A 20,423-nucleotide genomic window follows, 5' to 3' on the forward strand; every position below is an offset into this window, starting at 1 on the left:
ATCGGAATAAGAAGATCATCTTTAAGGAGAATACAAGGCTAAAAAGTGTCGATTCTGTGAAAGGTATGCTCATTATACCTGACACCGTGCGAACGGACAATCCCTTTTTTAAGCTGATAGAGAACCATCAATGTCATCCCAAAAAAGCCGCCTCCCGTAGAAAGCTCTACGATGAGACGGCCCTTGGCTTACTCCTATCCTTTATGGGTATATGCGAATAACGGTATTATTCCCCGGCAATCAGCCTTTTGTTATTCTGCCAAGCCTCTGTACGCCATTCAAGAAGCTTGTCGTAGCCTGCGGACTGAGCGTTTTGCTCTGCTTTGTCCAGAATGCTGAGCACTTCTTCATCGCTCTTCGCCATAACGCTTTGCGCATAGGCCTGCGTGAAGATATCGTCTACGCGCTGTTTCACGAGGCCCAGATCACTGTTCGGCTCCGGGTCAAGATTGATGAATTCTGTAACGTCAGCCTGAGTCGGCCAAGTCACTTCATTCTGATAACGAGCGGCCCAATTCTGCTCTTCAGGCGGAAGCTTGCTTTCGTACTTCATTTTAGCCGGATCGATGTAGCCTGTGTTGCCGTTCCACATGATGCGGTCATGCGCCTGCTGAAGATCCAGCACTTCCTTGGCATCGTATTCATCTGTATAGATCGGATGGCCGTCTTCGTCAAAGCCCTTCCAGTTCTTGCCCTCCGGACCGAAGAAGAGAAGCGCCTGTCCTTCCGGACCTGTATACCAGTCAAGGAATGCGAAGATCTTCTCAGGGTCCTTCGCGGATTTCGTGATGACGCTTACATTCCAGCCAAGCGCTGAGTAAGTGCCTGTGAAGATTTTGTTTTTGTCCAGTCCCGGCTTATGAATCGGCCAGATCATGAAGTAACCCGCTTCCGGATCGTTCTTCGACAGCTCCTGATGGGCATCCATCGCAATCGGATTAGAGCCGGCATAGACCGCCACCCGGCCCTGCATGACCTTCTCTTCGATCTGGTCCAGCGTCTGGGTAAATGCATCTTGAGAGATCAGCTTCTCGCGGTACAGCTTGGAGATATATTGCTGAGCCTCACGGAAGGTCGGGTCCGTGAGCAGGGACGTCAGCTTATCGCCTTGCGGCACGGCACGTATGCCCAAATATTCGTAGAGATTGTTTTCAGCAAAACCTGTATAAAGAACACCGAGTCCTTGCATATCCTTCGCCAGATGCGGCTCAAACGGAATGATGCTTTCTCCGTACTTTGCCTTTACCTTTACGAGATAATCGTATAGATCGTCAGTTGTCTCCAGCTTTGGCGAACCCAGCTCGCCATAGACCTTCTTGTTGATGACATAACCGGCGTTGCCGTTCGGACGATTCGTATACCAGTTCGGAAACTGATACAGCTTGCCGTCGGAGGAACGAAGCAAGTTCATGTTGTCGCCCATCCAGGTTTTCAAGTTTGTGTATTTGTCCAGATAATCATCGAATGGAACGAGCATGCCTGCTTCACGCAGTCTCTCTACCTCTGCACCCCGGTCCATCCACATCACATTCGGCAATGTGTTCGAAGCAATCATTGTGCTCAGCTTCTGGTCGGCGTTGCCGCTTGCCGCAATTGGAACAATGTTGACCCCTTTGTTTTCTTTAATCCATCTTCCCGCCACTGTGCTGTCCCATGCCGGTACGTCGTACCAGTCATAGTGTCCGTACATGGTGAACTCGAATGGCTCTGAACCCAGCTCCCATTCCGCTCCGGAAGCGGACGGGCTAGGTGCAGGCTCCGAGTTCGTCTTCTTTGAACTGCTGCAGCCTGCTAGAATGGTGCCACATACGAGAATCGTGGACACGATGAGCATCGTTGTCTTTCTGGCTTTCGTCATGCTTGTATTACCCCTCTCCATATGATGGTATATGTCCAAAGCGAAGATCGCCTTCAACCATTGGGATAGGACGTATCAAGCAGAATCGATCAGCACGATGTTTACGATGTGTAAGGTGCCCGGATGTTGATGTGCCAACCCGCTTATCCTTGCCCGCCCTAGCCTAGGCGTAGTTGCCCGGCTGTGTCTTGCTCTTCATAGCCACTCCGAAATCGGTATAGATGCGGTTCGTCAGGTCAATGCCTCTCGCTCCCGCAATATGATGGGCCAGAATTTGAAAAGGTATGATGAGCGCAAAAGGTGCGGCGAATTCGTCGATAGTAAGATCCAGTCCAAGCACGCTGGCTTGGGACGAGCTCCCCGTCGTGACGGTGTAGACGTACCCCGAGATGCGCTCTTCATAGCTGCGGAGACGCTCCAGGCGATCCTTGACCGGACTTTCCGTCTCGACGAAGAAGAAGCGATGTTCCGGATTGACCTCCAGATACGGACCATGCATGAACGCCTCCACCTCTACGCCTTGAGAAGGCACTCTGACGGTCTCGACAAACTTGGTCTCGAACTCCTTGATCGTTCCCACCGCAGGCCCGTAGCCGACTGCCGTGAACCGGGGCGCGCTGGCAAGCTCCTCGCGGAACGTCTCGAAGAATGTTTCCGTGCGGGCTATCGTATCCGGGATCGCTTCTGCAGCGCGCCTCAGCGAGTCAAGCTGTACCTGTACCTCGGCAGCGCTTAAGTTGCGATTCAGCTCCGCTGTGCGCAGACCCGCCAGCATCAAGGTAAGGACAGTCGCGAGAAAGCCCTTCGTTACATAGCCCACCCGTTCCTCGCCGCAGCCGATATCGACGGTCAGGTCGGCGACTTCGCTAATCGCGCTCGCCGTATCGGCGCTCAGCGCGATCGTAGGCAGACCCGCCTCCTTACGGACGCGCTCCAGCGCCCCGATTGTCGATGTGCTGTGTCCGCTCTGGGAAATGCCGATGACAAGATCTGTGTAAGGACTCAGCTTGTCATAATAGGTGAACGGAAACGGCTCCTTGATCTCAACCCGAACGCCCGCCCAGCGCTCGATAGCGTACTTGGCGCTTAGCGCCGCATTATAGCTGGAGCCCGTTGCGACAAGCAGCCAGTCCTGCTTGCCGGAAGCAAGCTCGGCAAATGGTTGAACATTATCTGGGTAGGCAGCTAGAATCCGCTCCGCCATATCCTTCTCTTCGTTGATATACGTCATCATGGTCGGTTTCATCGGTTACACCTCCGCTGCGTACAGATCGGCTACGATGGACATCCATTTGCCCGCATTGCCGGTCCATACTTCTTTATAAGTTGCATTGTTGAACTGCGGCCAATACGGCTCATCCTCATTGCCGAAGGTCTGTACGCCAACCGGCAATTCGCCGGTCATCTCGCCGCAAAGCACCGAATATTGCTGCGCATAGCGATAGCCTTCTCCATGCATCATGGATTGACCGAATGGATTTTGTCCGACGATCCATTGCAGCTGTCCCTCTGCAATATTCAGCAGCGCCTTATCCTTCAAGTGAAGTCCCGCTACCGAAGCCGCCTTTCCTTGCGACAGGATAATCGCATTATTGCCTCTGAACGAGAACCAGGCCGGGAATCTGCGCAAGTAATAAGAATCATTCAGCTTGACGCCTGCTTTAAGCTGGTTGCCGTAATCCTCTTTCGCTTGATGATCGATAAGCAGATGCTGATAATTGAAGCTCTTGTCATCCAGATGCTCGTTCACATGGTATACGCCGCTTGCCAGCATCGGATACGGCAGCGTGTATTCCGCAATGCGCTTGACGTATTCCCCGTAAGCCTCAATCGACGCCAGCCAATCTCCCGCTTCGGGATGATTGCCCTGCGTCTCATGGATGGCTGCGAAAGCCATCATATACAAGTGCTCACGAGCCTGATGATTGAAGTGCTGCACGACTTCTTTGCCCGGATTCCGGTAGAAGAAGCCCCTAAGCTTCGAGCCGTTGTCCAGCAGCTCAATCCCTTCAAGCTCCTGGGACCTTCTGACGAAGGCGATAAATTCGGCAGCCTTCTCCGCATAGAAGCTGTCCTTCGTCGCCTTGTACAGCATCGATGCAGCCCATGATGCCGTAGCCATATATAGGCTCTCCGACGATTGGTACGTATGCTCCCAGAAAATCGGCTTTTGGTCGAAGCCATGCTTCTTGAATTCTTCAAGCGCATATTGGAAGTCTTCCTTGGCGATATGCAGGAGCCGCTTCGATAGCGCAGGATGATGATTCATCCGGCTATGAATGAAAGCTTCGATGCCCGCGCAATAAAAATTCTCATACGCCTGGTTGTGAACGCGTGCTTCTGCGTCATCCATACTCCCGATTCGGCCGTCCGTCCACCTTGTCATGCCTGCGCTTGTAGCGCGATAGCCATCGCCGAAGCGAGTTTTTAATATAAAATCGAGACCCCACTCGCCTTCTTCCAGCAAGCGAAGATAGAGATCCTCGTCATAGGGCTTCACTTGATCCGCCATCTCGAACAGCGAATGCGTCACCTCTGCCGTCTGGATCAGCTGCTGCGAGACATCGCCTGCATCATGCCAGCCGCCGTTGAACGACAGCAGCGTCCCCTTATGCTTCGCTACAATATCCGCATGACAGCTGCCGTGAATGCCCGGAACCGGATATCCGCAGCGCTCGCAAAAGATGAAGTTCAGCGATTTCCACAAGGAGGCATGCCATACGCTCGGCGCCGCTCCAATCGCGAAGCTTTCTGTCGTCGCGCCACCCGCACTAAGTATATAGCGGCCGTTCTGCTTGAACCCGGAGAAGTCCATCACCTGGAACATCCCCCACTCCGTCTTCATCTCACCAAGCTTGCCCGTGAATACGGCAAAGCCAGTCGTCTCATGGATGAGCTGAAAGCGCTCTCCCTCAAGACCGGCTGCAAAGGCTGTTTTCCCCCCGTCAACTGAATAACCGCTGTGGGAGAACACAATCTCTCCCCGCTTCGGCACCCAGCCTTTGGACACATGATGTCCGTCCACTTTCTCCAGCGTAATATCTTTAAGCGCCAACTCAATCGCATCGCCTGTCGCTTTTTCCTTGCCGTTCAAGTAATACCCGATGGTCAGCTCCGTTATAACGTCTCTAGGCAGCTCCTGGATATCCAGATGAACGGTGTTCCACTCGTGGTTATCCATGTTCACGCCGTGAACGCCTTCCCGGTGGTACAAATCGGGAATTGGAATCACGCCTTCATTTTTGAATTTGATCATGATGTAGGCGTTAGGTACACCCTGAAAGTCAGGGCGCAGGTTAAGCGTGACGCGGTTGAAGGCCTCCCAGTTCACTTCCGGAAGCTTCAAGGTCATCCATGCGCTGCCGAAGTTTGTATAGTCTCCGTCAGCGGGTGCGCCCTCCGGCCAATGCGGCATAATGGAAGGCGACACGAGCTGAATCTCTTGTTCAGAGGCTCTTAGCGATCCTACGCCGTGATGAACCCACTGTTGGCTTTCGCTGGCAGCGGCATCGAACAGCGTCTCCCGGGAGAGCACGACTTGCTCCGCTTGTTCCTTCTCCATCGAACGTTCCGGGTAGATGGGCAGCGGGCGGTGAAGATAACCCGACTGCCTGATATCCTGCTTGAAGCTTTCATTCATCATGAGACAACACTCCCCTGCTTCTTAGTCCATGCTTCTAACCCGACCATCGCTGCTCCTACAAGGCCCGCTTCTGGCGTCGCTTGCTTCGTCCCCCTAAGTCCGTTCGTCACGAAGCGCATCGTCTTCGGGTTCAGATGCTGCTCGACCAGCTCCTTGAAGTACGTATTGCCGCCAACGCCGCCGCCAAGCACAATCGTATCCGGGTCAGATATGCGCACCATATTCATAATTGCAGCAGCCAGCGCCCTTGCCCCTTCTTCGGCGATCCGCTCCGCCAGCGGGTCTCCTTCTTGTGCATGCTTGAAGATCGCTTGGGCTGCCACTCTCTCGCCCTCTTCAATAGCAATGGCGGTATCCGGGTATTCGCTCCTCAGCCTCATTACACGCTCATGCAAGCCTAGTCCCGAGGACAGCCGTTCCACACAGCCTCTCCGGCCGCAGGTGCAGATGGCATCACTATTCATGTCCACAACCATGTGCCCGATCTCTCCGGCATTGAAGTGTGAGCCCTCGATAATCACGCCATTCACGACAAAGCCTGCCGCGATGCCAGTGCCGACATTGAGGTAAATGAAGTCCTTGGACTCCTTGCCCCATCCATGCTTCAGCTCGGCAAGCGTAGCGCAGGACACATCGTTGTCGATCCCGCATGGCAGGCCGAAATGCTGCTCGATGATCCGGCTTGCATTGGTCGGGTTTGTTTTGCCCGGCTCAATCTCCATCCACACACCGCCCCCCCGATCCACCCTTCCCACTACTCCAATTCCAATCGCGATAAGTTCGCTCGCCTTCTTCGGCACAGTATCGAGATAATGCGAAATGGCTTTTTGTATATTCTCCATGGCAGCTGCTTGCGTCGCCGTATTGGTTGGATACGACTGCGTATACAGCACTTTGCCGTCCAATGTGACTTCTCCGAGCAATATCGATGTACCGCCCAGATCGACTGCGAGTATAGATTGCGGAATTTGCTGTTCCACAGCTGCACCTCCTTTTTCATTTGGTATCGTTACCAAAAATGAATAAATCACTTTGTTGTTGACATGAGATTAACAAATGAAAAAGATGGTGTCAACAGCATATTTGCGCTATTCTTTGTGTAAATCGAAAGATATTCCGTGAGTTGATCCCTGTATTGAGTATGTGGTAACGATACCAAACTTGTATTGAATAAAACCCGTACTTGGGTTAAAATTTAGCTATAAATACAGCATCGGCCAAAGGATGTGCCCCGTTGAAAACGAAAATGACCATTCAGGAAATCGCCAAAAAAAGCGGCGTATCCGTGTCCACTGTTTCGCGTGTGCTTAACAATAGTCCATCCGTTTCTCCCAAGAAGAGGGAGAAGATTCAGCAAATTATCGACGAATACAACTATACGCCAAGCGTGTTCGCCAGAGGCATGGTCAATCACACATCGAAGAATATTGGCATTATTTTGCCGGACATTACAAATCCCTACTTTGCCTCCTTGTTTCTGGAGGTACAAAACTTCGCGCTGAAGAATCAATATGCCACGCTGTTGTTCAACACGATGTTCGTCCGCCATCGGTTGCAGAATGAGCTTCATCTGAACGAAGAGGACTACTTCAAAATGATTCTGGAGAAGCAAGTAGACGGCGTTCTGATCCTGGGAGGCAGCATCGACAAGGAAGATGTATCCGATTCGTTCATCCATGCGCTCAATCAACTGCAGCGCCGGGTCCCCGTCGTCGTCGTCGGCTCCAAGATCGATGGCTGCGACTGTCTCTTCATCGAGCGGAACCTGAGGCAGGGGGTTACCTCGATCGTCCATCACTTTATCGCGCTTGGCCATGAGCGCATCGGCTTCATCGGCGGCGAACCCGGCATCCGTATTACATCTGCGCGAATCGATGCCTTCAAGCAAAGCCTGCATGTGCTGAATATGCCGGTAGATGAGCGGCATATCGTCACATCCGACTACTACGCGCAAGACGGCTATTCTGCTATGACCCAATTGCTGGACACTTCGGCCGATGGTTTGCCAACTGCCGTAATGGCGATTAACGATATGGTTGCGATCGGCGCCATTCGCGCCATGAAGGATCGCGGCCTGGATTGTCCCGGCGATATTGCGATCGCAAGCTGCGACCAATTCCTCCAGAGTGACTTCAGCATCCCTAGACTGACATCGCTTGATCAGCACAATGAATATTTAGGCCGCATGGCCGTTATGCAGCTCATTAGCGCCATTAACGGCTCAGAAGAGATGCTCAGCATCAACCATTCCCCGGAGCTGATCATCCGAGAATCTTGTGGAGCTGCTGGAGACGCGAGCACTCGCGCTTAACTGAAGCCGCCCTGCAAGCCGAGCTTCTCGGCTTGCAGCCTCTTCGTGCGGCTGCGCGGGCGCTCTAAGCCGAGTTTCTCGGCTTGCAGCTCCTTCGTGCGGCTTCGCGGACGCTCTAGCCGAGTTTCTTTCGCGCGGCTGCGCGGACGCTCTAAGCCGAGTTTCTCGGCTTGCAGCTCCTTCGCGCGACTGCGCGGACGCTCTAAGCCGAGTTTCTCGGCTTGCAGCTCCTTCACGCGGCTTCGCGGAGGCTCTAAGCCGAGTTTCTCGGCTTGCAGCTCCTTCGCGCAGCTGCGCGGGCGCCCTAAGCCGAGTTTCTCGGCTTGCAGCTTCTTCACGCGGCTGCGCGGGCGCTCTAAGCTGAGTTTCCGGCTTGCAGCTCCTTCGTGCGGCTGCGCGGACGCTCTAAGCCGAGTTTCTCGGCTTGCAGCTCCTTCGCGCGACTGCGCGGACGCTCTAAGCCGAGTTTCTCGGCTTGCAGCTTCTTCGCGCGGCTGCGCAGACGCTCTAAGCCGAGCTTCTCGGCTTGCAGCTCCTTCGTGCGGCTGCTGCGCGGACGCTCTAAGCCGAGTTTCTCGGCTTGCAGCTCCTTCACGCGGCTTCGCGGACGCTCTAAGCCGAGTTTCCCGGCTTGCAGCTCCTTCACGCGGCTGCGCGGAGGCTCTAACCGAGTGTCTCGGCTTGCAGCCTCTTCACGCGGCTTCGCGGACGCTCTAAGCCGAGTTTCCCGGCTTGCAGCTCCTTCACGCGGCTGCGCGGACTCATTGGGATGAAGCCCCCCCTTGCGCACTAAACACTCCAGCTCGTCGGCAACACAAATAACCGATAAGGCCATTTACGGCTTCATCGGCTATCATGATCATTTTTATGACCAATTGGGTGAGGCAATACAGTAGCTGTGGAGCTAGAAATTATTTTGCTTCAGACTACTTATCATCACATTCGAAGCGACTTTAGTAAGCCCCATGACCTGAATAGATTTTAAACTACTCAGCGCTTTACTTCATAAACTCCTCCGTACTCTACTTTATGAACTTCTCCTTGCTCATTTAGCTACGCTGCAGCCTTCCCGCTATCTCGTTTTTCTAGCCATTACCGCAATGGACAGCAGATAAAACAGAACCGTCGTCCCCACCAGCACCGCGATACTGAGAGCTGCCGACGAGAATGTATCCCCGTATTGATAGACGACGCCCATGTCGAGCTTAAATTGCTGCACAGCCTCCGCGCTCGCTCCTGCGAACGACGCTTCCATCGGCCGCTCCACCATGACGCTGCGGATCAAAGCACCTGCGTGCGAGACAGGGAATACCTTGATCATCCACTGTACAGGCTCCGGCAACGACCCGATCGGGATATAGATCCCTGTCAGAAAGCCGATGAGCGTGCCGATTATCGTACCTGTCGTCGAGAAAGAATTGCGGCTGTTCAACAGCGACGTAATAAAAAATACGATGGCGCTGCTGGCAAGCACCGATAGCAGAATGAAGCCAATCACCTTGAACCACGCAACAAGAGGCAGCCATTCTCCGCCTTGTATTACAATATAGATTTCCGCCAGCACAAGCGTAACAAGACTAAGCACAACTCCAATTGTAAAGGCACTTAACAGATAGCCCCCAACCAGATCATAACGTTTGATTGGCGCGGCCTTGAAGTCCTTCAATATGTTCTGCGTGCGATCCTCAACCATAATGCCGAGTGCGCCAAGCGTAGCGGTGACGGATGTGACCGCGAGAATGCCCGCCATCACCCAGCTGTCCAGTAGAAATCCGATGCCTGGTGAATCCGGCACGCCTGACTTCAGTGTATCTCCAAGAAATAAAATATAAAGGCCCAAAATAATAAAAACAGACAGAAACGACATAACCACATTTCTGCGGTCGCGGAAAAACAGCTTCATATTACGGCTGGCAATGATATTCATTACGCTCTCATCCCCGTTCCTGTCAAGTTAAGAAATACATCATCCATTGAACCGCTTATTATCTCAATGCCGGCAATATTTCCCTTGCACCCCTCGATAAGCGGCAGCGCATCTATAGTGCGCTTCAGCGGAATATGATAGACGCCCCCTTGCACCGTATGCGGCAACGATCTTTCCTCCAAATATTGGACCAGCTCGGCCGGGCTGCCCGGTATCAGCCTCAGCACATCGGTGGCGTACCGATCCTTCAACTCGCTTGGCGTTCCTTGGGCAAGCAGCTTGCCATGATCCATCAGTGTAATGTAATCGGCCTGGGCGGCCTCTTCCATGTAATGCGTCGTCAAAAAGATCGTCATCCCCTGCTCCCTCTGGAGCTGGCGAATAGTCGTCCATACATGCTTGCGCGTCTGCGGGTCCAATCCGGTAGTGGGCTCGTCAAGGAACAGAACGGATGGCGCATGAATAAGCGCTCGTGCGATATCTGCCCGCCTGCGCTGACCGCCCGACAGCTTGCCATAAGGCCGATCCAGGAATCCGCCGACATCAGCCACTTCAACTGCCCTGGCTACCGATGCTTTCAGCTCCTTGCGCGAAAGCCTGTAGAAGCTTCCCCGAACGAAGAGGTTCTCCTTCACCGTCAAGAATGGATCCAGCAAGCTATCCTGGAACACAATGCCGATGGATGAGCGGATACCGTCATCCTCCTTGCCCAGCCTATAGCCACCCACGCTCACTTCCCCGCCGTCTGGCTCCAGCTGCGTCGTCAGCATATCGATTGTCGTCGACTTCCCGGCTCCATTGGGCCCCAGGAATGCAAACATGCTGCCTTGCTCCACGTAGAAGTCGATGCCCTGCACAGCTTGCAGCTCGCCGAACGATTTCCGTAATTGACTCACTTCAATGATCTTATTCATGCTTCTCTCCCCCTGCCTGATTCGCATCCAACTTTCGCTGCGACAACTGCTTATTAATCGCTCTGGCATCAGCTTGATCTCTTATCATCAGCAAGGCGCTAACGGCAAAATACGTAAGCAGAATCATGCCCAGTATCGGTCCAACATACTTCCATTCGAGCGGAAACATCTCAAAGACAATCCCAATGGTGAATACAACCGCCGCAATGCCCGCTATGCGGATGAATGATGTCAGCATATAGCTTCTGATGGGCAGCCGGTCAATAAGAGCAATGAGGATCGTCAAACTGACCGTCATCAAAAAGTAGATAAAGACGTCATCGACTGACATCGGCCTGAACAGTCCTGCCTTCACCAAGATCGAATACATAAGCGTAATAATCGTAAACGCATAACAGTTGATCGTAAAATAACTCTTGAATGTGGACATGCCATCCCTCCTCAAAACTGTATTTTGTCTTTAATCGCCTGCACGTAATGGCGGTTAATAATCAGCTTCTCCTTATTCACAAGCTGCGCCTCGAACTTGCCGTTCAGCAGCGCGCGCACATTAGCCAGCATCGCGATATTCAGGATGCAGGACTTGCTTATGCGCACAAAATGGCTGTTCGCCAAATGCTCTTCCAGTTCGTACAGCTTGTAATGGCATTCGTACACATCCTTTTCGCTGTACAGGAACGTCTTGTTGTCCGTGGATTCGATATAATAGACATCCTCCAGCCGTATCAGATGGCTTCGTCCATCCTTCTTTCCTGTAATGGAAAATGAATACAATCTGATCTGAGCAATGAGACGCTCCAAATTTTCGTCGATGATGCCGCACTTGATCGTAATTTCTACGTCCTGATGCTCCAGTGACTGGTCTATAATAAGCTTCAAGCTTACAGCTCCTCTCCGGCTTGCCGATTCCGCTTTTCTGTAACTCAGAATACCATCTTTGGCCCGTACTTCAAGGCCTTGCCCGGTCAGTTGCATATAGGATGGGGTGAAATGCATCAAAACATAAAAAAACCCGGCACTAATCAGGCACCGGGTCTTGCAATCGTATAATAGGCAGCGCTCATGTGCGAGCAAGTTGCGCATCTGTAGCATATCATCGTCATCTCATTAGTCGGCAATTCTCCGTTCATACAGATGAGCGCTCCAGCCTCCTCCGTTGAATCGGCCTTGCAGAACAAAGCCCTGGCTTTGATAATACCGATTCAGACCAGGATTGTCCGCCATGCAATCGAGACGAAGCCAGCGCTTGCCTTTGCTGCGGATGTAGCCCTCCGCCCATTCCAGCATCTCTTGACCGATGCCTGCTCCCTTATACCGACGGGAAACGGCCAGCCGATGGACATATCCTGCATCATCATGATACCGCTCTCCCCAGATTTCTTCGTAAGACCAGTGAACAGAGATGCAGCCTGCCAATTCCTCGCCGCGCTCCGCTAGGAACACCTCATGCTCCCCGATGAACGCGTCGACCGTCTCTTGCGTGAAATTCTCCTCGCGCCATTGCTGGAAGCCATGCGCCGAATGAATCCACCTGGCCGCTTCCTGCAACAAGCCCCGCAGCTTTACCGCATCCTTGGTGGTCGCTCTGCGGATGGCAAGCGAAGAAGACGTGTTCAGAACAGGAGCTTCACGATTCCATAGGTATTCGAGCTTCGCTGCCGTATCGAGCGCCCGCTCTTCTCCCGCTAACCGCCCCACTGCATGCAATGCCGCATCGATGCCCGCCGTCACGCCTGCAGACATGATGATGCTGCCGTTGTCCACGTATCGCACACCCTCCACGATGCGGGCGCTGGCAGGCGCCGCTTCACGGAGCAGATCCATAGCACGGCTGTTGGTTGTCACCGACAGGCCATCCAGCAAGCCTGCTTTGGCCAGCAGCAACGCACCGGTACAGACGGATATCGTAAGCTCAGCCTGCGTCGACAAGCTTCGAATCCAAGCCGTTATCACCCCGTTATGCATCTCTGTGCGCGCTCCCCAGCCTCCGGGTACGACCAGGATGTCCGGTATCGGACAATCCTCTGCACTATAGGTCGGGACAAGTGTAATTCCGCTAATCGAGCGGTATTCCTTCTTCTCCAGAGCTGCCGTATAGACATGGAAATCCTGTCCCCAGTTGCTCGCCACCGCAAACACGTCGAAAGGCCCTGCCAGATCAAGCGTATCTACTCCCTCATACATCAACACCGCTACTTGCTTAGCTCTACTCATTCTTATCGCTCCTTTGAACATAAAAAAGCATTCGATCCATGATCAAATGCTTTGCCCAGGCGAACGGCTTGTATGACAGATGTGCTCCCCCGTAGTGATCTACGTTCTCGCCAGTTACACACCCATATAATTACTGATTATTATAAATTTTCTGACAGAAAAGTCAATCGCTTATTTCCTTCTTCTCATTCCCAGCAGTACAACAACTAGAATAACGGCTATGGCTGCAATCAAGCCGACCATCAGTCCGGCTGAAGTGCTCATCCCGGAATCTGATGACTGCCCCAATTCCGATCCGTTTGCAATCGGACGGCTCTGAGCGTCATCTCCCGTCGTGTCCGTAGCTGCAGGGGCATGTGATGCCTCTACAGTCGACAGCTCGCTTGCTGGTTGGAGTTGAAGCTCCTTATCTTTTAAGTAATCCAACTCTGCATCAGCCAATGATAATTTTACGGTAGGTGAGCAAAGCTGATTCTCCCAATGACTATCGATATTTTTCAAATAGTACAAATACTCCTCGCCTTCCTTGCTCTCGCGGCTGTCCTTCTCCCAATATCGATCTTCCAAAATCGTTAAGCGGTCAACCTCGATCCCTTTGAAGCTTTGCTTAACCTCCAATTGAATGGTATGTTCCTCCTTGCCCGCTTTTACATTCAACACTTTCGCCACAATGACTCCATCATATGTCTCATACCGCTGATCGATTGGACCAGGCTCCACGCAAGTAAGAGCCATCGCTTGACCGGGCTGCAGAAGCCAGTAAGTTAACATAACCATCGCCAGCCAAACCGGTTTTCTCATCTTATCCCCCCTATGCTACGATAGACGAAGAAAGCTCCTTGATTTGTTTCAAATCGGACAAATGATAAGCTGCTAAAGATTTGTTCGCCAGCATAGAAACGCTCGAGGAAACTGCAAGCCGAGTAACTCGGCTTAGAGCGACCGCGCCGCCGCACGAAGGAGCTGCAAGCCGAGTAATTCGGCTTAGAGCGACCGCGCAGCCATGCGAAGAAGCTGCATGCCGAGTAACTCGGCTTAGAGCGACCGCGCAGCCGAACGAAGGAGCTCCAAGCCGGAAAATTCGGCTTAAGAGCGACCGCGCCGCCGCACGAAGGAGCTGCAAGCCGAGTAATTCGGCTTAAAGAATCTATCCCTGCCGTCATTTCACTCCGAGATATGACAAAAAAGCATTTGGGTACAACCCAAATGCTTTTTGTTATGGATATTTCGAGCAGCCAAGTAACGAGACAAGCTACTTTTTCGATTTGGATGAGAAAGACGACCACGGCGAAGGCAGAATCGATATAACCGCGCCCGACTCCTGGTGTACTTCTTGACGCAGCTGCGGCTTCGCATAACGGTCAGCTGAAGTCGGCTTCTTCGACTGCTGCTGCATTCTAGCCGACTTGCCCGCTTGCCGCTGGTTTTGACCCTCGCGAGGACGGTCACCCCGAGGCTGGCTCGGCTTCGCAGGGGCTTGCCCTTGCGGCCTCGCTTGCTCCTTCTTCTCCTGCGGCTTTGGTCCATTGGAGCGGCTCGGCTTGTTCTCCAGCTGCCGGACTTCCCCGGATTGCGGCTTATTCTGCGGCTTGGATTGACCGGCTGCACTTGCTTCTGATCCTGCTTCCGCTGCTTGCGGCTTGTTCTTTCTCCGGCGAGACTTGGAGCTGCCTCCTGCGCCTCCTTGATCAGACTTGGATTCAGCAGCAGCTGCCGGTTTCGAAGAGCCCTGCTCTGCTGCTGCAGGAGCGGCTCCTTTCATCGGATAGGGATGATCCTGAACAACAGGGATCTTCTTCTTGATCAGCTTCTCGATATCCTTCAGATACGGGAGCTCATCCTTCTCACAGAAGGAGATGGCCGTTCCGTCATGACCTGCGCGGCCTGTCCGCCCGATACGATGCACATAGGTCTCCGGAATGTTCGGCAGATTGAAGTTGATGACATGAGACAGCTCCTCCACATCGATTCCTCTTGCCGCGATATCCGTCGCTACGAGCACACGGGTTGCACCGCTCTTAAAGTTGCTCAGCGCGTTCTGGCGCGCATTTTGCGACTTGTCGCCGTGAATGGCCTGTGCCGTAATCCGCTGCTTGTTCAGCCCGCGGGCTACACGGTCTGCGCCATGCTTCGTGCGCGTGAACACCAGCGCGGATACGATCGACTGATCCGCGAGCAGCTCGTTCAGCAGCGACTGCTTGTTCTCCTTGTCAACCAGATAGAGGGATTGATGAATGCGTTCTACCGTGGACGATACTGGCGTCACTTCCACCTTGACCGGGTCCGTGAGCAGACTGTCCGCGAGATGAGCGATCTCCGGCGGCATCGTAGCCGAGAAGAACAGCGTCTGGCGTTTAGCCGGCAGCTTGGCAATAATTTTTTTGACGTCGTTAATGAACCCCATGTCGAGCATGCGGTCCGCTTCGTCCAGCACCAGCATCTCCACTGCTTGCAGGCTGATGACCTTCTGATTCAGAAGATCCATCAGACGGCCAGGCGTAGCAATCAGAATATCGGTGCCTTGAGCGAGCGCACGTTCTTGGCCGCTCTGGGAGACACCGCCTACGATAGCAAGGCAGCTCACCTGAGTGAACTGGCTATAGGCTTGAATATTGTCCGAGATTTGCAGCGCCAGCTCTCTTGTCGGCGACAGAATCAGTCCGCGGATCGGGCGGTTTTTCTTTGCGCGTTCCATGCTGCCGCTCAGCAGCTGGATCATCGGCAGCGAGAATGCTGCCGTCTTGCCTGTCCCTGTCTGCGCGCATCCGAGCAGGTCCCGTCCCGCCAGCACGGACGGAATCGAGCGCTCCTGAATCGGCGTAGGCTCGGTGTAGTTTTCTTTGCTTAAGGCTTGCAGAATGGGCTGAATCAGATTCAGTTCTTGAAAATTCATTTTTGTCGTTCTCCTATTTGAACACTAGTATGTGTTGTTATCGTGTATAGCGTCTAAGGATACCACAAATAAGTGTAAAATAGTAGAAACATTCGAAGATGTCCCGTAAATTTGCACCTATCCCCCAGACTTACTCGGTTACAATTCCTACAATTCCTCCCTAAGCCTTCCGAACCAATCCCTGGCATAGCGATGCGCTCCGAGTCCGTAATTCAACGTCAACAGCTGATACCGGAAGATATCGCGGTACCGTTCGGGCACTTCTCCTCCCACCAACTCTCGTTCCATCTGCTCCAAGCCAGCCAGTTCCTGCTCCAGCTTGTCCATGATCTCGGCTACGATACTCCGCTTGTCCAACGCATGCTCCACATGTCCAAGAAAGAACAGCTTCGACAATGCCGCTACTTCCAGCTTATGACCCGGCGTCTCACCTTGCATCCAGCGAAAAAATTCTTCACGTCCTTGCGGAAGCACATGATACACCTTCTTAAGCCTTCCGTTCTCTACAAGCTCCTCGCAAGCGACCCGTTCCTTGTCCAGCAGCTTCTTCAGCGCCGTCTGCAAGCTGCCGTAGCTCGCGCTGTAGAACAGGGAGATTCCCCGCGTAAAGCTTTGATGCAGCTCGTACAATGTCTGGCTTTGAATCATCAACAGACCCAAGATGACATGCTCCATCCCCTCACCGCCGTTTCGTCCCGATTGCCGCAGTAATCAATTACCGCTATTAGCAATATATCTATTAGGGATCAGAAAAAGAACGACAGGAGGTTGCGGAATGACAGCAAAAACAGGATTAACCTCATTAAACAATCTCAAGCTTGCCCAGCGGCTGGACCACATGTTCCGAAAGTATGAGCAAAAGGGAATTGGCGTACCAAAAGGTCACGCCGCCGAGATTCAAGCACGGATCTGCTCTCCCGCACTGGGCATCGACTATCGCTTTCCAGACACAGCCGGACCCTATCATATCGCCAGCATCGGCAAGCTTTTTACAATGACGATTATAGGCATGTTGGCTGATCAGGGGCGTATCGGATTAAATGATCGCATCGCCGCTTATTTTGAGCAAGGAGAGCTTAGGGGACTGTTCCTGCACCAGGGACGCGACTATGCCTCTGACGTGACGGTCAGCCACCTGCTTAGTCATACATCGGGAATCGGCGATTATTTTGAAGGTCCTGTCACCAGCGGTCGGCCGTTCGCCGACAGCATCTTATCCGATACGGAGCGGCTATGGCACCCATCCGACCTCATTGCATTTACAAGGGAGCGCCAGAGGTCGGCAGGACCGCCAGGCAAGCAGTACTTGTATTCCGATACCGGCTATATCCTGCTGGGGCAGCTCATCGAGAAGGTGTCCGGCAGCCCTTACGGCAGCCTTCTTCGTACGCAAATTTTTGAGCCTCTGGAGCTGAGAGACACCTATCTGATGTTCCATACCGAGCCCATGAATGTGCCGGCTCCCCCCATCTCTCCACTCTGGTTCAAAAGACGCGACATAAGCGGCCTGAACAGCCTGAGCTGCGACTGGTCAGGGGGAGGAATCGTGTCCACGACGGATGATCTGCTCACCTTCAGCAAAGCGCTCCATGGCGGAAAACTGATCGCCCCCTCCACGCTGCAGCAAATAGCTGCGTTCCCCTATCGGTTCCGTCCCGGCATCTATTATGGACTTGGGATGATGGAGATCCGTTTCGAGGGATTGTTTTTTCTGCTGCGGGGTTACCCCCGACTAAGAGGACATCTCGGCATTACAGCCGCCCATCTTCACTACGATCCTGCAAGCGATACCCATATCGTGCTCAATTTTGGCTCCGATGCTGCCATGCGTCCGAGCTTCAATGCGCTTATCGCCATGATGAACGAGCTGAGGAAAGCGCAAACCAGTCAGCCCTCCAAGTAGCTATTTCAAAAGTCATATATCCATCTCCCGCTCTAACCCTGAATAGACATAGAAGAAGACGCTTCCAGAGCCACTTGCGGTGGTTTTGAAAGCGTCTTTGCACATCATTTTGGACCGCAGCCGCGGTGTTGTCCATTTGCGGGTTCCCTTACGGGTTTGAATAAAAGCCCAGCTGATGCAGCAGCTTATCCTCGCTTACGCCGCCATGCCCTTCATTTTGATAATCAGGACATCCCAATATAGCAAGACCGGCAATTCGATTACAGCCGCATAACCCCGCGGTGTCGCCACTATTGTATATTCCAGCGGAATAGCGCGGCCGTTCCCAGCATCCGGGCTGGCGAGCAGCACGGACTCCAGTTCGCCGTCGATCGCAACCGTTACGGTTCGTCCCTGAAGCGGCTCCGGAGCTACCTTCGCCTCATTCCAGCAATCATCCGTTGCCGACAGAAAGTTGATGAAGTGAACCAGCTTCAAATCCGGACGCTCCCGAATGACCGTCCATACCTTGCCCGCCTCTCCGTACGTGCTGTACGGGAAGCCCTCGAAAGCATACTCCAGGTTGTCGCCGTCGGCATGCGTCATGGACACGTCTCTCAGTCCTTCGTCATGAGTGACATGGCCGTAGCGAACGCCGAAATCCGCATAGTCTCTCACCGTGCGCCGGAATGCCTCGCGCAGCTTGGAATGATCGACATAATACCCTTGGGTCAGCACGCCGCCATTCTCCCCATGGAGCAAATGATAGGCGCCATGAGCCGTAACTACGGCATTTAGCAAGCGGAACGCATGCTCCGCGCCTTCCTCCCCAAGCCCGCCAAGCTCGCGGAACGGCTTCAGATACGCAGCCAGAATAACCTGTTTCCCCCCGCTACAATGCTGCGCCCACCCGATTATTTCACGCAAATGATGATATCGCTCATAAGGCTTCCATACCTCTACGTAGATCGCATCCTGGCTCGCACGAGCGACCGTATCGACCGGCCAATTGCCCACATTGTTGAAGATGAGACAGATGTCGTCCTTCAGCTTCGATAGCGCCGCTCTAGTTGATTCGATCAATAGAGGGAACTGCTCCTCCAGCCGCTCCAGCCGCTTGACGCCGCCAAGCCTCGACCAGCCCGTCTTCGGAAAACCGTACGTATCCATATGAATGCCGTCAAAGTCCAGCCGTTCCACCGTCTTCCCGTATTCTGAGACGATATGGGCATGCCACGGGCTCTTAGGCGAAATATTCATGATATTAAATATGCCGATAAAATCATATGGCTCGCCTGCGCTCGTGTAAAGCCGCCAATCGGGATGCTGTTCTGCAAAAGCTTTGCTGGCAGCATAGACAGCGCCGTAAGCAATCGCCTTCATGCCATGCTCATGGCACAGGGCAATCTTCTCTTCTACTACGCGGCGGCTGACCGCTCTTCCCATCAGATCTGTATAGACGTCCTCGCCGCTCACCAGATCGTCGTGTCGATACATCCAATCATAGAATTGCACCAGATTGAGATGGAGCTTCGACATCCACTTCACGTCTTCGGAATCTCCTGATTGTTCTGTGCCGAAGTCGCTCAGAAAGCCGTACCTTGTCGCACGCCGCCAATCGGAGACAACGTCGAAGGCGGTGGACGCTTGATCTTTGACAACGTCGTTAATCATCAGCTCGGCATCGATGCCATAACCGGTGAATTCGGCCTTGAACGGCCCCGCCGCAAGCTCAACCGTGAACAACCCATTTGCCGGAATATCTACCGTAATATCATGGTTCTCAATGACTTGATCAAGCTCGCGAATCTCATACCGCACCCTCGCCGTTATCGCTTCAGAGGAGCTATTCGCCAGCTCCATGGCAAGCCTCACCATCTCCCCGCTTGCATATTGCGCCTTAAGGGGATACAAATCTTGTATTACGCATAAGCAGCTATTGTCTATCACGCTCTTCACCCTTTCAACGCACCCGCCGTGATGCCTTTAATGAAATATCGTTGGAATACAAGGAATGCCAGTACAGCCGGGGCTAGCCCGATCAAGGCTGCGGCCGCCATCAGGTTCCACTTCGCGCCATAGGTCTGGAAGAACATCGATACCGCTAGCGGCACTGTGCGCATATCCTGGCTTTGCAGGAAAAAGACCGCCTGGCCGTAATTGTTCCAGATGCCTAGTCCCGTCAAAATGATGACTGCCGACGTAACCGGCCGCAAAAAATGGAATGTCACGCGCCAGAAGGCGGTGAAATAGGTGCAGCCGTCTATGACAGCCGACTCCTCTACTTCTTTGGGCAGCGCCCGAATAAAGCTCGTATACAGAAAGACCGACAGAGGCAGCGCATTGGCTGCCGTCAGCAGAATCATCGCCCAGTGCGTATTAATGCCGCCGATCGATTTCATCAGCGTATACAGCGGCACCGTAATAATGATGGCCGGAATCATTAGGCACGCCAGCAGCGTGTTGAAGATCGCCGTATTTCCTTTATGGCGAAAACGTGCGATCGAGTAACCGGCAGAGCTGGATACAAATACGACAAGCGCAACCGCCCCGAATGTAATAATGACGGAATTGACCATCGACCGCCCCAGCTTGGAGCCCTCCCAAGCCTCGGCGAAGTTGCCGAAGAAGAAATCCGGTACAAGGAACAGTCCCTCGAAGACGCTCGCAGCCGGCGTATTAAGCGATAAGTAAAGCAAGACGTAGAACGGGATGATCGAGATGAGCACCATCATCCCGGCGATGGCATATTTGACCGTAGCAGATAGTCCCCATTTCATA

18 protein-coding genes and 1 riboswitch are annotated in these 20,423 nt (G+C 53.2%); of the genes, 2 read left to right on the plus strand and 16 right to left on the minus strand.

Annotated features, from left to right (window positions below; translation table 11 throughout):
• Nucleotides 1-226: 226 nt before the first annotated feature.
• The 4 genes from D3P07_RS21360 to D3P07_RS21375 all read right to left on the minus strand — a co-directional run bounded on the left by D3P07_RS21360 (nucleotide 227) and on the right by D3P07_RS21375 (nucleotide 6,481).
• Complete coding sequence (locus D3P07_RS21360) at nucleotides 227-1,858, minus strand: extracellular solute-binding protein (RefSeq protein WP_119802299.1); 1,632 nt, start codon at nucleotides 1,856-1,858, stop codon at nucleotides 227-229.
• Between the two features lie 163 nt (nucleotides 1,859-2,021).
• Nucleotides 2,022-3,104 carry an SIS domain-containing protein gene (locus D3P07_RS21365; protein WP_119802300.1) on the minus strand — a complete coding sequence of 361 codons (1,083 nt, stop codon included), beginning with the start codon at nucleotides 3,102-3,104 and terminating at the stop codon, nucleotides 2,022-2,024.
• 3 nt (nucleotides 3,105-3,107) lie between these two features.
• Entirely contained in the window at nucleotides 3,108-5,498 is a 2,391-nt protein-coding gene (locus tag D3P07_RS21370) for a glycoside hydrolase family 9 protein (RefSeq protein WP_119802411.1), read from the minus strand.
• Nucleotides 5,498-6,481: an ROK family protein gene (locus tag D3P07_RS21375; protein ID WP_119802301.1), complete on the minus strand. Its 984-nt coding sequence runs from the start codon at nucleotides 6,479-6,481 to the stop codon at nucleotides 5,498-5,500. The genes D3P07_RS21370 and D3P07_RS21375 overlap by 1 nt, the downstream gene beginning before the upstream one ends.
• A gap of 266 nt (nucleotides 6,482-6,747) precedes the next feature.
• Here D3P07_RS21375 and D3P07_RS21380 point away from each other — a divergent pair, with 266 nt between their 5' ends.
• Entirely contained in the window at nucleotides 6,748-7,812 is a 1,065-nt protein-coding gene (locus D3P07_RS21380) for a LacI family DNA-binding transcriptional regulator (RefSeq protein ID WP_119802412.1), read from the plus strand.
• Here the strand turns inward: D3P07_RS21380 and D3P07_RS21385 are convergent.
• From D3P07_RS21385 to D3P07_RS21430, 10 genes are all read right to left on the minus strand, one after another.
• Nucleotides 7,809-8,150: a hypothetical protein gene (locus tag D3P07_RS21385; protein WP_119802302.1), complete on the minus strand. Its 342-nt coding sequence runs from the start codon at nucleotides 8,148-8,150 to the stop codon at nucleotides 7,809-7,811. The two genes, D3P07_RS21380 and D3P07_RS21385, sit on opposite strands and share 4 nt — an antisense overlap.
• Before the next feature lie 17 nt (nucleotides 8,151-8,167).
• Entirely contained in the window at nucleotides 8,168-8,647 is a 480-nt protein-coding gene (locus D3P07_RS21390; protein ID WP_147384553.1) for a hypothetical protein, read from the minus strand.
• A gap of 237 nt (nucleotides 8,648-8,884) precedes the next feature.
• A complete protein-coding gene (locus tag D3P07_RS21395) occupies nucleotides 8,885-9,739 on the minus strand; it encodes an ABC transporter permease (protein WP_119802304.1) in 855 nt (284 codons plus the stop codon).
• On the minus strand, nucleotides 9,739-10,653 hold the full coding sequence (locus D3P07_RS21400; RefSeq protein WP_119802305.1) for an ABC transporter ATP-binding protein: 915 nt from the start codon (nucleotides 10,651-10,653) through the stop codon (nucleotides 9,739-9,741). The genes D3P07_RS21395 and D3P07_RS21400 overlap by 1 nt, the downstream gene beginning before the upstream one ends.
• On the minus strand, nucleotides 10,646-11,083 hold the full coding sequence (locus tag D3P07_RS21405; RefSeq protein ID WP_119802306.1) for a DUF3021 family protein: 438 nt from the start codon (nucleotides 11,081-11,083) through the stop codon (nucleotides 10,646-10,648). Before D3P07_RS21405 ends, D3P07_RS21400 begins: the two co-directional genes overlap by 8 nt.
• Before the next feature lie 11 nt (nucleotides 11,084-11,094).
• Nucleotides 11,095-11,532, minus strand: a complete 438-nt coding sequence (locus tag D3P07_RS21410) for a LytTR family DNA-binding domain-containing protein (protein WP_119802413.1) — start codon at nucleotides 11,530-11,532, stop codon at nucleotides 11,095-11,097.
• 228 nt (nucleotides 11,533-11,760) lie between these two features.
• Complete coding sequence (locus D3P07_RS21415) at nucleotides 11,761-12,867, minus strand: GNAT family N-acetyltransferase (protein ID WP_119802307.1); 1,107 nt, start codon at nucleotides 12,865-12,867, stop codon at nucleotides 11,761-11,763.
• A 46-nt stretch (nucleotides 12,868-12,913) separates the two neighbouring features.
• Nucleotides 12,914-12,995, minus strand: a riboswitch (ZMP/ZTP riboswitch).
• Between the two features lie 43 nt (nucleotides 12,996-13,038).
• Nucleotides 13,039-13,668 (minus strand): hypothetical protein, encoded by a 630-nt coding sequence (locus D3P07_RS21420; RefSeq protein ID WP_119802308.1) that lies wholly within the window; start codon nucleotides 13,666-13,668, stop codon nucleotides 13,039-13,041.
• 451 nt (nucleotides 13,669-14,119) lie between these two features.
• Nucleotides 14,120-15,760 (minus strand): DEAD/DEAH box helicase, encoded by a 1,641-nt coding sequence (locus D3P07_RS21425; RefSeq protein WP_119802309.1) that lies wholly within the window; start codon nucleotides 15,758-15,760, stop codon nucleotides 14,120-14,122.
• Nucleotides 15,761-15,907: 147 nt separating this feature from the next.
• On the minus strand, nucleotides 15,908-16,435 hold the full coding sequence (locus tag D3P07_RS21430) for a helix-turn-helix transcriptional regulator (protein WP_119802310.1): 528 nt from the start codon (nucleotides 16,433-16,435) through the stop codon (nucleotides 15,908-15,910).
• Nucleotides 16,436-16,535: 100 nt separating this feature from the next.
• Here D3P07_RS21430 and D3P07_RS21435 point away from each other — a divergent pair, with 100 nt between their 5' ends.
• A complete protein-coding gene (locus D3P07_RS21435) occupies nucleotides 16,536-17,663 on the plus strand; it encodes a serine hydrolase domain-containing protein (RefSeq protein WP_182914447.1) in 1,128 nt (375 codons plus the stop codon).
• A 195-nt stretch (nucleotides 17,664-17,858) separates the two neighbouring features.
• On the opposite strand, the gene D3P07_RS21440 is transcribed toward D3P07_RS21435, so the two are convergent.
• On the minus strand, nucleotides 17,859-19,601 hold the full coding sequence (locus D3P07_RS21440) for a glycoside hydrolase family 66 protein (RefSeq protein ID WP_119802312.1): 1,743 nt from the start codon (nucleotides 19,599-19,601) through the stop codon (nucleotides 17,859-17,861).
• Nucleotides 19,598-20,422: a carbohydrate ABC transporter permease gene (locus D3P07_RS21445; protein ID WP_119802313.1), complete on the minus strand. Its 825-nt coding sequence runs from the start codon at nucleotides 20,420-20,422 to the stop codon at nucleotides 19,598-19,600. The genes D3P07_RS21440 and D3P07_RS21445 overlap by 4 nt, the downstream gene beginning before the upstream one ends.
• Nucleotide 20,423 lies beyond the last annotated feature (1 nt).

Origin of the sequence: Paenibacillus sp. 1011MAR3C5 (assembly GCF_003591485.1) — a bacterium.
Lineage (GTDB): Bacteria > Bacillota > Bacilli > Paenibacillales > Paenibacillaceae > Pristimantibacillus.